General features: G+C 40.4%; 15 protein-coding genes and 1 pseudogene. 11 read left to right on the top strand and 5 right to left on the bottom strand.

Features of this window, described 5'->3' with window-relative positions; genetic code table 11:
- Position 1 precedes the first annotated feature (1 nt).
- Complete coding sequence (locus GJB62_RS32550; protein WP_114081708.1) at positions 2-502, bottom strand: helix-turn-helix domain-containing protein; 501 nt, start codon at positions 500-502, stop codon at positions 2-4.
- A gap of 498 nt (positions 503-1000) precedes the next feature.
- On the opposite strand from GJB62_RS32550, the gene GJB62_RS32555 reads away from it, so the two are divergent.
- The 3 genes from GJB62_RS32555 to GJB62_RS32565 all read left to right on the top strand — a co-directional run bounded on the left by GJB62_RS32555 (position 1001) and on the right by GJB62_RS32565 (position 2689).
- Complete coding sequence (locus GJB62_RS32555; RefSeq protein WP_179069773.1) at positions 1001-1171, top strand: CopG family transcriptional regulator; 171 nt, start codon at positions 1001-1003, stop codon at positions 1169-1171.
- Positions 1172-1494: 323 nt separating this feature from the next.
- A complete protein-coding gene (locus GJB62_RS32560; RefSeq protein ID WP_114081268.1) occupies positions 1495-2097 on the top strand; it encodes a hypothetical protein in 603 nt (200 codons plus the stop codon).
- An 82-nt stretch (positions 2098-2179) separates the two neighbouring features.
- Positions 2180-2689: a PD40 domain-containing protein gene (locus tag GJB62_RS32565; RefSeq protein WP_114081267.1), complete on the top strand. Its 510-nt coding sequence runs from the start codon at positions 2180-2182 to the stop codon at positions 2687-2689.
- 156 nt (positions 2690-2845) lie between these two features.
- Here the strand turns inward: GJB62_RS32565 and GJB62_RS32570 are convergent.
- Positions 2846-4068 (bottom strand): ISAzo13 family transposase gene (locus GJB62_RS32570; protein WP_159402613.1). Its coding sequence is split into 2 segments (ribosomal slippage): positions 2846-3588 and positions 3588-4068, totalling 1224 coding nucleotides; the frame shifts between segments, so codons are not numbered across the junction.
- A 148-nt stretch (positions 4069-4216) separates the two neighbouring features.
- Between GJB62_RS32570 and GJB62_RS32575 the strand changes: the two genes are divergently transcribed.
- The 4 genes from GJB62_RS32575 (at position 4217) to GJB62_RS32590 (ending at position 7551) form a co-directional block, all read left to right on the top strand.
- On the top strand, positions 4217-4807 hold the full coding sequence (locus GJB62_RS32575; RefSeq protein WP_181852790.1) for a WD40 repeat domain-containing protein: 591 nt from the start codon (positions 4217-4219) through the stop codon (positions 4805-4807).
- Between the two features lie 272 nt (positions 4808-5079).
- Positions 5080-6309 (top strand): RNA-guided endonuclease TnpB family protein, encoded by a 1230-nt coding sequence (locus GJB62_RS32580; protein WP_114080591.1) that lies wholly within the window; start codon positions 5080-5082, stop codon positions 6307-6309.
- Positions 6310-6416: 107 nt separating this feature from the next.
- Complete coding sequence (locus GJB62_RS32585; protein WP_147262447.1) at positions 6417-6884, top strand: hypothetical protein; 468 nt, start codon at positions 6417-6419, stop codon at positions 6882-6884.
- Positions 6885-7254: 370 nt separating this feature from the next.
- Positions 7255-7551 (top strand): HU family DNA-binding protein, encoded by a 297-nt coding sequence (locus GJB62_RS32590; RefSeq protein ID WP_114080593.1) that lies wholly within the window; start codon positions 7255-7257, stop codon positions 7549-7551.
- Positions 7552-7770: 219 nt separating this feature from the next.
- Here the strand turns inward: GJB62_RS32590 and GJB62_RS32595 are convergent, their stop codons facing one another.
- Entirely contained in the window at positions 7771-8463 is a 693-nt protein-coding gene (locus GJB62_RS32595) for a class I SAM-dependent methyltransferase (protein WP_114080594.1), read from the bottom strand.
- Between the two features lie 93 nt (positions 8464-8556).
- Here GJB62_RS32595 and GJB62_RS32600 point away from each other — a divergent pair, with 93 nt between their 5' ends.
- From GJB62_RS32600 to arr, 4 genes and pseudogenes are all read left to right on the top strand, one after another.
- Positions 8557-8721 (top strand): hypothetical protein, encoded by a 165-nt coding sequence (locus GJB62_RS32600; RefSeq protein ID WP_159402650.1) that lies wholly within the window; start codon positions 8557-8559, stop codon positions 8719-8721.
- Positions 8722-8965: 244 nt separating this feature from the next.
- Positions 8966-9424 (top strand): GNAT family N-acetyltransferase, encoded by a 459-nt coding sequence (locus GJB62_RS32605; protein WP_245246307.1) that lies wholly within the window; start codon positions 8966-8968, stop codon positions 9422-9424.
- Positions 9417-9777: pseudogene (locus tag GJB62_RS32610) on the top strand (hypothetical protein); the annotation flags it as partial. The gene GJB62_RS32605 and the pseudogene GJB62_RS32610, both read left to right, overlap by 8 nt.
- Positions 9778-9895: 118 nt before the next feature.
- Entirely contained in the window at positions 9896-10639 is a 744-nt protein-coding gene (gene arr / locus GJB62_RS32615; protein WP_114080597.1) for an NAD(+)--rifampin ADP-ribosyltransferase, read from the top strand.
- 393 nt (positions 10640-11032) lie between these two features.
- Here the strand turns inward: arr and GJB62_RS37215 are convergent, their stop codons facing one another.
- Complete coding sequence (locus tag GJB62_RS37215; protein WP_181852791.1) at positions 11033-11278, bottom strand: hypothetical protein; 246 nt, start codon at positions 11276-11278, stop codon at positions 11033-11035.
- Between the two features lie 173 nt (positions 11279-11451).
- A complete protein-coding gene (locus GJB62_RS32625) occupies positions 11452-12825 on the bottom strand; it encodes a DUF2252 domain-containing protein (protein WP_114080598.1) in 1374 nt (457 codons plus the stop codon).
- Positions 12826-12904 lie beyond the last annotated feature (79 nt).

Genomic DNA, 12904 nt, shown 5'->3' on the forward strand with positions numbered 1-12904 from the left:
TTCAGAATGATACCGAGTTTTTTTTAAACTCAGATACTAACTTTTCATCCTGCTTATGGCTTTGAGGACGTGGTACTTTTAGTTTTGCCCCTAATCGATATCGAACCAATGCATAAACCGTTGCATACTCGATATCAAGCCCCTGCTCTTGCTTTAACCACTCTACTATTGCACCATAGCTACTAAAGCCTTTTCCTGTTTTTAACTCCTCTTCAAGTGCCGTGATCGCTCCTTCAGGAATTTTCCGTTTTGCTCCCGGAGCTTTTTTTATTTTCAATAATTCATCTAGCCCACCCGATCTATATTTTTGTAACCATCTTGTCACCGTTGATGTATCTTTAGCCAAGCGTTTTCCAATATCTTGCTGCTCCTTGGCCTGCCCGCTTTTTATCCACCACAGCATAATAAGTTTTTCTTTCTGGTTCCCTAAATTAGCTGTTTGTAGGCGTTTTTTAAGTTCTTCTTCGCTCTCTGCGATTTCAATCTCAAAAGGGCGGCTCATGGTTCTTTTAATTTATCGAGTTTGTTTTCTCTATTATATGCAGCTTCATATTAAATTGGTATAACGTAGATTGTCTCTAGTCGCCCTGATATTGGCTATTGGATTGATACCAGTTGTGTTGGTGTAAAGCCTTGTGCCAATGAGTTAAAAGGATAGCGATCGCCTACAGCAGGCAGTTAGGCTATCTTGCTTTATTCTCCCGAACTTAACTCAGATTGGTTCAAAATTGCCTCTAGCAATCCAGTCGATAAGCTGCTAGTTACCATGTATTTACACTGAATGCTTAATTACAGAAAAACTTTTAGCTTATGTTCTACTCATAATTATTGCCTTTAAATTACTTAATCTTCATCACTTAAACTAAATTTAAACTCTTCACTACGGCTTTACACTTATTAATGTTTACTTTACAGCTTCTTGAGGCTAATATCATTACTTTTATCATTGTGATAACAGTTTGAATGATTGATATTAGAGAAGTAGTTTTAATTCGAGTTGATTAAATCAGTGAATAAGAAATGGGCGACTAAACGACTCACAATTAATTTGGCATCAGGGGAAGCAGAAAGATTAGAAAAATACTGTTCAATAACAGGACGACCAGCAACCGATGTAATTCGAGAGTTGATTCGCTCTTTGCCAACCGAAGAAACACCAAATGCAAATTGAACCGCTATTCTCACACAAGTTATAGTCACAACGATTTCATACTCCTTGGATCTTTATCGGGGAGCTTTTGTGTTAGAAAATCTACTGCTGAGGGAAAATTTAAAGTAAGACCCTGTGTTGAATAAACTAAGAGGATTCATATTACAAATTATCGAGGTTTTATTCTTAGTCAGCAACCTCAATCAACATGAAAGTATCACCCGACAATAGCTTTACGATTTTGACACCTGATGAACTTCCTATAGTTCTGCAACGGCTGAATGCACAAGTTGAACCGACAAAAATATTATTTTTCTGATTTTTAGAAAATTCTAGAGGTAAATATGATTAAACGCATAAAAGGATTATTTTTGACTGCAATTTTGACTGTTTTATTTATTGGAGTAACTGCTACTCATACAAAAGCGGAGACTTACCTTGCTGGAGAATTTACAATTACTTTGGATGATGGAGAAAATGGCAAAACCTACAGAGGTTGTGATGCTCAGGGGAAATGTATAAATTTAGAAAATGGAACATCTTGGCGTGATAATGGTTATCGGGGTATTACCTGGGAAAATGGCGATTATACTTATTCAGTTTCCTGGCGTGAAAATGCCAATGAAGGAATGTATTTGAATATTTACAACAAAGATAAGCAGATATTACGCCGTCAACTAGTAGAGACAACTGAAAATGTAGGAACTCTCAAGGGTGTAACTTATTGTGATGTAGTAAATATTACATCTGGGCAACTGGCACTTCGTGATAGCCAGAATGGACAATCTAGGGGAGGTCTTGATAATGGCAATAATGTTTTGTTGAAGAAACAAGAGGGTATCTGGGCTTATGTAAGTGTCGTTCAAGGGCCCAATACTAGAATTAATGGTTTGTCAGGATGGGTTAATTCAAATTATCTACATTGCACCAAAGAACCAATTGATTAACTAAGATTTGATTTGCTCTATTTATAAGCGATCGCGTCCCATCCAATGGGAACCATGTTATGTAATTGCGTTCCTTGGCACCATGAAATTATTGAATTTTCTCAAATCCAGACCAGTCATTATAGTTTTAGCAATTGCAGTAAACATCACTGGTATTGATGTACATTCTTCTACTTCAAATTTTCCCATAAGGAAGAGTACAATTACTCAGTCCCAACCACAGATTCAACTTGTTCACACACTGACTGGGCATAAAAAAGTGACTTTTGGTGTTCGAGCAGTTGCGATTAGCCCTTCCGGGCAAACCCTGGTTAGTGGAGGTAGAGATGATACGATTAAATTCTGGAATTTACGTACTGGGAAATTACTGCATAGTTTAGACGCTCAATCAGATGGTATTACTTCAATAGCTATTAGTCCAGATGGTAAGCGAATCGTAACTGGTGGGATAAGCACCCCAACAATGAAGGTTTGGGATTTACGCACTTTCCTTATGCTAAAGGGCGACAGTGGGCATACCCAACCAGTAGAAACCATTGCGATTAGTTCAGATGGTAAGGGACTTCCAGAGAATAAAATATACAGTCAATAAAAATGATAATCATTTTAAGGGGGAGAAAGGGGTTGCCAACGGCAACCCCTTTCTCCCTCAATAAATAGGCAAGATAAATGTCTGCACAAAGAGAGTTCTTAAATGCAGTGAGCTGAATTGCTATCGACTATTTTTGCGCTTTTAACTTTTTGAAAATTACGTTACTCCACAACAGATATCAATAAACCACTTACCTAAATTTGGTAAATTATCTTCGGTAAAATTAGTCAAACGTTCAATCTTATTTTCAATTTCTTGCATAGCTTTTTTAGTTAGACGGACTCCGCTAGAGTAAGTCTGAGTAACTAACTTAACAACTGGACTTTTACCATTCCACGTCATAGTCTTAGCAAAATTTAATGCAGTTTCCACATCGTCTAAAATACTGCCATTCCAATGATTCTCCAAAACAGCCCAAGTTCTTTCAATTGGATTATATTTACTGTGATAGGGAGGGTAATAAGCTAAACGTATATTTAATTTGTATGATTGAGCAAATTCAACTATACGTTTCATAAACTGAGTACGTCGAGAACTATTTTCTCCTCCATTATCTTGATTAATAAGTAAAGTTTTTATTTCCGAAAATCGCCAGCTTTCTGATTTCCAAAAATCCCCTAAAATGTCAACGATAAAATCGCTAGTTACTTTGGATTCTGTAAAATACAAAAATAGCTCGTCAAGGTCTGGAAGAAAGATACCATAAGGAGCTACAGTTGTTTTTGGTTTGAAGTCGTGGTCATCAGTTTCTGTTGGTACTCGATTTCTACCACCACGATCAAAGGAGCCGATATTTACGCGAGCTTTCGCATCCAAGCTTAAACGTAAAATAGTTGGGTCATCTGAAGCTTCTTGGTGAACTATAGCTAATTGCTCAAAGATTGCATCAGTTTCGGGAATTTTTTTTGAGGTTGAATTTTGGCAACCCTCTTGAGGCGATACCCTAAATCATTTAACTTGACACGAATTGTTTCTGAAGTTGGTAATTCTTCTTCAGCATAACCAAATTTTTCAATTAATTGATGTCTTACAACAGATGCGCCCAGTCGGGTATAGAGTCTTTGACTTTTAAAAGTCGGGTCTATTTGACTTTGAGAATCGACTAGTTTTTTGATATCTTCTAAAAGAGTTGGTAGGTGTTCTTCTGCTTTTTTTCTTCCTCTACCTTGATAATTATCCACACAAGTGATACCACTATTTAATTCTTTAATTCCTTTACCAATAGTTACACGGTTCCATCCTAACTCTCGCTCTGCTATAGACTTTCCTCCGTGTCCTAATGCCACAACTGTTTGTGCAATGAACCTACGTTTAGCTGCTCCCTTTAATTGATGTGCGGTTTCCTTCAATAACTTTTTCAATGAATCTGTTAATTGTATTGACACCTCAAACATCCCAAAATCGAATCATCATTCAATTTACTACAACTTGGGGTGGGAGAGGCTGCCGTTGGCAGCCTCTCCCACCCCCCTAACAATGATTATCATTTTTATTATCTGTATATTTTATTTTCTGGAAGTCCCTAAATTGATTGCTAGTGGCAGTGATGACCGTACAATCAAGCTTTGGGATTTACACACGCTTAAGCTGCTTGATACCATTCCTGCACACTCAGGATTTGTGAGTAAAGTTGCATTTAGCCCTGATATGCAAACCCTTGTGAGTAGTGGGGGTGGCGATGATAATACAATTAGGCTGATTGATTTACAAACCAAAAAAACACGCCATATTCTCAAAGGACACAAAACCGGAGTTGATGCTATTGCCATTACTCCAGATAGCAAAAAGCTTGTTAGTGGTAGTTTTGGTCAGCTAGTTTCTCGAAATCGTGCGATTAGTACCCTAAAGTTATGGAATCTTCAAACTGGAAAACTACTGCATGACTTTACTGATAATTTTAATTCAGTTGAATCTCTTGTGATCAGCCCGAATGGAAAAATTCTGATTTGCGGCAATTATGATGGCAGTATTAAACTGTGGAGCTTAGAGACTTTAAAGCCGTTGCATACCTTTCAAGATGGTTCCAGTTCTGTTTTAGGGCTTGCTCTGAGCCGGGATGGTAAAACCCTTGTTAGTAGCAATGAGGATAGTACTGTACATATTTGGCAAATTAAATAACTGCATTAGCCCTATTTTTGGCACATGGGTACTTCTAAAAGCAGAAGCTGGTTACGAATACAGAACTTAACTTTAACTAATTCGGTGGAATTCCGCATCCGTCTACACGGTGGGGATGGATAGCCGGGTGATGACGAAAACACCTCCGACTAATATTAACCGCAGGTTGATAAGGAAGTGGGGTGTTTGAGAAATCACCAACATTATATTTTATTACTTTACCACAATTTGTATTTATGATAAAATAAACACATCAAGGAGGTGAAAGTGAAGTGTTACACAAGGTTGTGCAAGTCCGTTTATATCCGTCAGTTGAACAGCAAAATCAGCTAGCTCAAACTTTTGGGTGTGCTAGATGGTGGTGGAATTATGCTCTGAATAAATCCGTTGAGACTTATAAGGAGACGGGCAAGGGACTTAGCCGTGTAGCACTCAACTCATTTCTGCCTGCACTCAAAAAAGCTGAAAATACTGCTTGGTTAGCTGATTGTTATAGTCAAGTTTTGCAAGCTACGACACTCAATCTAACTACAGCCTACAAAAACTTTTTTGAGAAACGTGCTGGATTTCCTAAGTTCAAATCCAAGCATGGTAAACAGTCAATTCAGTATCCTCAAAACGTCAAGATTGTAGATGGTAATGTCAAACTCCCAGGTAATATTGGGGTAATCAAAGCCAAAATACATAGACTCATTGAGGGGAAAATAAAGACTGTTACTGTGAGCAAAACGCCCTCTGGAAAATACCTTGCATCTATCCTGACTGAGTTGGAGGGTGAAAATCAGGTTACTTCAGAAGGTAAAATTTATGGCATTGATTTAGGACTAAAACACTTTGCTGTCGTAACCGATGGCGAGAAAGTATCTTTTTACGATAACCCTAAACACCTTGCCAAACATGAGAAAAACCTCAAACGTAAGCAGAAAAAATTAGCACATAAACAAAAAGGGAGTAAATCAAGGAATAGATATAGAAAAGTTGTTGCCAAAGTGTACGAGCGAGTTAGTAACTCAAGGCAAGATTTTCTACATAAACTTAGTTATAAGTTGGTCAGCGATAGCCAAGCTGTCATAGTAGAAAATCTTAATGTCAAAAGCATGGTTCGTAATCACAAATTGGCGAAATCAATATCTGATGTGGGCTGGGGAACATTCACTAACTTTTTAGCCTACAAGCTAGAACGCAGAGGTGGAAAGTTGGTTGAGATTGATAGATGGTTCCCTAGTTCTAAGCTTTGCTCTAATTGTTTCTATCAAATAGGTGAGATACCATTGGATATCCGTGAATGGACTTGTCCTCATTGTCATACTCATCATTCGCGTGACGCGAACGCCGCGCAGAACATTAGAGCAGAGGGCATCAGAATGATAAAGGCGGAAGGTTCAGCCGTCTCTGCTGTAGGAGGGGAGGTAAGTCCTACTCTTGGGCGAAAGTCTAAGTTTAGGCACTCCCTAACGATTACAGAAGCCCCAACTTCAACCGTACTCGGTAAGTTGGCGTAGTTCACCTATCGATATTCTCGCTCAAAAAGTACGACTAATTTCAAAGTAAAATTTTCACTAGTTTTTGGAGTTGCTAGGGAAGCCCAGAATAAAGGTAGTATCTGAAGATGATGGAATCCCCAAGAAGTTATTACGATGCTGAGTTTGGACAGATTATATTGGAAGATAACTATTGGACTTTAGCACAATGTGCTGTTTTGGGAGATCGCCGTGTACCGATTTGTTTGGATTTTGAACAGGGGCAGATTGGGGAACTTTCATCACTTCAGCGTGAGGCTATTCGGCAAGCTCTAGCCTTGCCACCCGATGTTTTACACGTCACTGCTCCTCTGGTGCTGCAAAATTATGATGTATATCGTGAGATGATTGTAGATGAGTCAATGCCTCTGCTGGCTAATCCCATTCAGGTCTGGGAGCAGGTCACTTTCTCATATATCTATGTGGAGTATGACCTAGATATTGCTACCTTTAAGTTGATAGCTGAGTGTGACTGGGAGCCAGAACACGGCTTAGAAGTACGCTTTCGCAATGGAGTAGCAGACGATGTAGATCAGATAGGTGAAACAGGACGGTAAAAACTATATAGCTTGGCATAAAACCGTGGTGAATTGAAGCATAGCGCTTATATACTGCGATCGCTGCTAGAGAAACCAAGTATCGATTGCCTATTGAACGCTTCCTGGCTGTTTTGTAGTACCTATGGATAGATATCCTATCTCTTTTGACTGAATATGAAAGTGGATTTATCTAACCGAAAGTGCAACAGTTACAACAGTCAAACATTTAGGAAAACGAAATGGTAATGATCTATCGCGCCAAATCGATACAGCAGTAGCCGTGCATTGTTAATTTTCGCGTGTTGCTAGAAAATTATTCCTTTTCCCCTTTATGAATAAGAGGTAATAATGCTAGATTTCGATTACTTGCAATGATTCAGGGTGATTTATGAACAAAGGCGAATTAGTGGATGCTGTAGCAGCAAAGGCCAACGTCACAAAAAAGCAAGCCGATGAAGTCATCAGTGCTTTTTTGTCAGTTGTTACCGAAGCTGTAGCGAATGGTGAAAAGGTAACGCTCATAGGGTTTGGGTCATTCGAGCGACGCGTTCACGAAGTGTGCCGAAGGTATCGCTCAGAGCGCGAAGGGCGTAATCCGAAAACCAATGAGCCAATGACTATTCCAGCGACCAAAGTGCCTGCATTCTCTGCTGGTAAACAGTTTAAAGAAAAAGTAGCGCCATAGATTAATTGCTTTAGCACTGGCAATCCAATCACTGCAAAGCCACAATCGATTAATTCAAGTATCGAATCGACTATGAAACTTTGACTGCTTCTTGGTTTGACTGCTTCTTGGGGAGTAATGTTACTGCAATTAGACAATTCTGGCATTGACTTGGGTTCATAAAGAAGTTGCAAATTGCTTGACCTCTGAATAACAGCAGCAGAAGTTGAGCATTAATTACTATTTGCTCAGAGAATTATGTCTTCTATATTCAATCCGAACTTGTTTAACGTCAATTTGCCCAGGCTCTAAAAACACAAGTTGCTCTACTTGGTATAACCCTAAATCTTTAAACTGTGCTAATTCTGAGTTAGATAATGGCCAAGGTGGGCCCGATGGTTCAGATTCTGTGTCTCGAATACGAGTAATCATCAATAGCGTTCCACCAGGAGCAAGTACAGAGGTAACTGAAGAAATAACCCAAGAACGCACATTCAAGGGCAAAGCTTGAATATTGCGACATTCAAAAACAAAGTTAAAAGCTTGATGCCATTGTGAGGGAATTGCTAATAAATCTGCAACTATATAGTTGACAGTTGAATTAGGAAATCGCTCTTGGCACCAAGCGATCGCTGTTGGTGAAATATCAAATGCAGTTACTTCAAATCCCAGATTTACTAAAGCTTCGGCATCGTCTCCCAAGCCACAACCAATTACTAACGCCTTTTGCCCAAAAGCGAATGGTTCATGATTCGTCAACCAATCTTGCAGATAAGGATGAGGAGCTAACTTAGCCCAAGGAATTTGTGCTGTGTCCCCTTTGGCTTTGGCATATAAAACTTCAAACCATGCCGAGGGGTCTGATTTTTGTAACGCTTCTGTAGCTAGCTGTTTAATATAAAACTGTAAATTTTCCGGTTGTTGCTCCAACATAAAAATCGACACCACTCCATTGTCAATTATGGCAGTCTATACCAGTTGAACTGAAAATCATAATTGCAGGCTAACTTACGTGAACTAAAAGTTGTGAATGATCTTTTTGATTGTGCCTCCTCAAAGCAAGCATCGGTTTACAGTCCTAGCCAAGATGAACCAAATACCAATTACCATTCACCATTAGGTGCATTTGTAAATCTGGCTTCTACCGTGCAATATAAAACTGCCCTAGACGAAAGCTGGAGCAGTTTTTGATAGAAGTAAATTATATAGGAGACAATTAGTGTTGTCCCCAGTTTATCCATAATAAATACCGTTATATAATACTATTCACCTCAAGTTTAGTGCTTTACGCAAAAAACGAATAATCTTGAAGTTGGCATTACAAAGTTTAGAAGTCAACATCAGGCTTTGAGTCTTCCTGATGTATTGCTAACCAAGTTTTGTAAATCAATGCTCAGAGAGTAAAAGTCCCTAGCAAATTAAGGAAATGAGCCGATTGCACATTCGTGAAGATGACCTGACAGGTAAAAATATTGCTAACCTTTTGAGGGAACATCTCGAAAATATGCATGAGATTACCCCGCCCGAAAGCGTTCATGCTCTTGATATAGAGGCATTGCCTTCGCCTGATATTACTTTCTTTTCAGCAACGGATGGCGAAGAACTGGTTGGATGCGGGGCATTGAAAGAACTCTCTTCAACAAGTGGCGAAATCAAATCAATGCGTACAGCCTTGGCTTACCGCCGCCAGGGTGTTGCCTCCAAAATTCTGGAACACATTATTAAAGAAGCCCAACGGCGTGGTTACGATTGCTTGAATTTAGAAACAGGGGCAATTTCAGAATTTGCTTCAGCACGAGCTTTGTATACACGGTATGGGTTTGAGTACCGAAGCCCCTTTGGTGAATACATTGATGACCCGAACAGCGTATTTATGACGAAAAAGCTTGCTTGATTGGTTAGTAACAATCACCGTTACTGCTGTTGAAATTCCAGAGTTAACCGAGCAAGAAATTAGCGATAAGCCTGACGGCATGGCTACGCTTACCGCTTGCACTTGGAGCGAAAGGTAGAACGGGCGTTTTTTGAGGCGGGAAAGGCACTTATGGAGTTACGCGTTCGTCCTTGACGTTGCCGAAGGCAGTAGAGGAAGCGGGTGGTAAAGTTCCAAGTGGTAGAATCGTCAAAGACATTGTGCAGCGCATAATGGAGCGAACCAGAGTACCAAACACCTACCACTTGGGCGAAGTATGCCAAGTTTTAGCCAAGGACAACCCCGAACTCAGAGGTAAGGGTGGGTGTTGGTGTGAGGTAAAAGTTATTTGCAGCCGCTCAAGCGAACCGTTAGCAGTAGTTACGATGCACTTCAACAGACTAAGGACAAGCAATTAAATCGAAATTACAATCATTACGAGACAAAGTAATCATGGAATTCAACCCAAACAACAATGTTGTTAAACTCTGTCTTCAAGGTATGGGCATGGAAGAAAGAGGCAAACCAGAAGAAGCAAGTAAACTGTTTCTTCAAGCCTGGAACGAAGCGACATACGACTTTGAAAAATTTATTTCAGTCCATTATGTAGCTCGATATCAGAAAAATATTTCTGACAAATTAAAATGGCTCGAAACGGCTTTGCAGTTTGCATTAAAAATAAATAACAACACTGTTAAGAGTGCTTTCCCTTATCTATATTCAAACATTGCCAAATGCTATGAGGACTTAAGCGACCCTGACAAGGCAAGAAAGAATTATGAATTAGCAACTTCGTTTAAGGATAAACCTTCTGACAAAGGCCCCTTTTATCATGGAACGAAAGCAGATTTGCAGGTTGGCGATTTGCTGACAGCAGGAGGCAGTTCTAATTACAAACTTGAACTCAAAATGAATCACATTTATTTCACAGCCCTTGTCAATGGGGCGGGACTAGCTGCTGCATTAGCAAAAGGCGATAACCGTGAACGTGTTTATATCGTTGAACCAACAGGGGAGTTTGAAAATGACCCGAATGTTACAGACAAAAAATTTCCGGGCAATCCGACACGCTCATATCGCTCCCAAGCACCATTAAAAATCGTTGGCGAAGTCACAGATTGGGTGAGACAAACACCTGAAGAACTCCAAAAATGGCGTGAAAAGTTGGCCAATAACAAAGGAGAAATTATTAATTAATTTCTAAGATTCCCACATCCTGCTCACCGATTGAAATCAACGGCCTTATTTAACGGCTGTCGAAGAGAAATTGTTGACGCTTCTAGAGTCGGAGTATGGAAGAATACCCTGAAAATTTTGGCAATTTGGCATCCAATGTCTTTGGGTTGCAGTTTCAATGGAGTTAGCAACGCAACGGGACAGTCAAAAAGTTGTACGAGGGAAAAGATAAAACTTCCCGCTTCTTGACATCCAGCTATGCCAGTTGTTTAGTTGAGTGCTGTAGAACCCCTCTACATGATTCATACAGCGTTCAACAGAGTTCAGTTCCCACTCTACAACTGGCTAGAAATTAACAAAACTCAATAGAATCTCAGAAGATGTAGATAACTGGCATTTCTCTAAGAGCGATGCCTACGGCGGGCTACGCCTACGCACCTGTAACTGCAACGGATCGATCCGGTCTGGGTCGCAGTGCTTAGGGGCTAAGTCAAATAACGTCGCCTGCTGCACTGGCTTGGTTTCCCTCACCTTCTGCTGATAGTCCAAAACCTGCACTTTCCACTTCAGCAGGGCATCAGCACTCATCACCAATGTCCCTGTCAAAAGTGCTGGTGTGGGCATTACAGATGGGAATAGGTTTAGCTGATTGGGTTCCAATATATTAGTGGAGTGTGTGCCGACTAGCTATTATCTCCCAGAACTGAAATGCAAGAAACCTATTAACGGGTTTAGGAGTGCGATCGCCCCAATTCAAGCCAGGAAAACTCAAGAGTAAGCGTAGCCCGTTGCAGACATCGCCTATATTCAACAATTGCAATAAACAGTTCAGTTTAGTAGAGTGTCACCCCACTGTTGTAAGCGTTCACGAAACTGGTGTAGTCGTACTGGACTTGAGTTGCATAGTCTAGAGCAAAGTTAACAATCTCATCTTTGAATACAGCCTTGTTACCGCTGGTGATATCAGTCACTTGCTTGTCAACGCTTTCTGAAACAATGCTAGCATCGTAATCTTGATCGGAGATAGCATGGTTTTTAGCAACGACCTTACCTGCATATCCCATCGCATCCATGAATTTTGATTTAGTAGTTAGTAAGGTATAGTCAAAGTCCACTTGGTAAGGGGATTTTTCATGCAGCATAAAGGGGATACCACTGACCGTAGTGTAGCCAACCAAGGGGTCAGTATTAGAGAGCATCGCTTTGGTGGCGATTGTCACCCTCGTCCCTTGATGATTTCCATAGACTGAACTTGGTAGTAAACCTGGAACTGCGATCGCTACGGCGCTAGAAGCTTGCTGCTTCATCTCCAAAATTCGGTCATCATCGGTTGCTGAAGTTGGGCCCTCAATCAGCAAGTAATACCGATACTTACCAAGACTACCAGTACCGGAACCTAATTTGAGACGAATATCTTTTAGGGTGTAGTAACTATTGCTGTAACGCTTACTGCTAGGAACTGAATTAATGTAGCTGCTCATCGCCCCAGTAATATCTAAGTAGGTACTGCTGGATACAGGCTGGAGTTCAGAGGTTGTCTGAAAAACTCGATTGCTACTACTATTTAGCAGCGTATACTTATTTAGCAAACTAGAGCGGCTCTTGGCTGCTGACTGTTGAATTAAATCCTTGACCACACCGTTGGTATTGCTCTCTTCTAAACGGTATGAAAGCTCGTCGTTAGTCCCCTTAAAGTCGCTCATCTTGTTGAGGTAAGCATCCAGGAAATTTCGGACAATATCTTGAGCATCACTGGAGCTTAGGCCGTTCTCTTTGGCTGCTAGAAGAATCGAGACTGCCATACGTCGCAAATCCCAAACGTAGGGGCCAAGATAACCTTCATCAAAGTCAGTGGTGTCAAAGACGTTATTATCATTGCTATTCCTCATTCCCCCAAGATTTTGCAGATGCATATCCCCCTCTAACCAAATGGCTGAGGTAGAGGAATTGACAAATCCTGAACCCGGTAATGTCTGCATATCGCGGTAGAAGATGTGAGCCGTTCCTCGATAAAAGGCGAAGGGGCTAGCTGTCATCTTTTGCATCTTCGTTGCCAGTTCTTGCGGTAATTGAGAAGCAAAGGGATGGTTGTATTGGTAAATTTCATTTTCCACCCAAGTTGAACGGGGAGTTGCAGCAACAGATGTAGATGCAAACCCCAAAGTTAAAATGAATACGGCTGCAATCTGCTGTATATGTTTGAGCATGAAAGTCTCTTAGATGGTAAAGAAATTAACTCTTGCTGGACTCTTGTGTAGACACAATCATCTAACAACAATTCATTTA

Source organism: Nostoc sp. ATCC 53789, from assembly GCF_009873495.1.
Classification (GTDB): Bacteria; Cyanobacteriota; Cyanobacteriia; order Cyanobacteriales; family Nostocaceae; genus Nostoc; species Nostoc muscorum_A.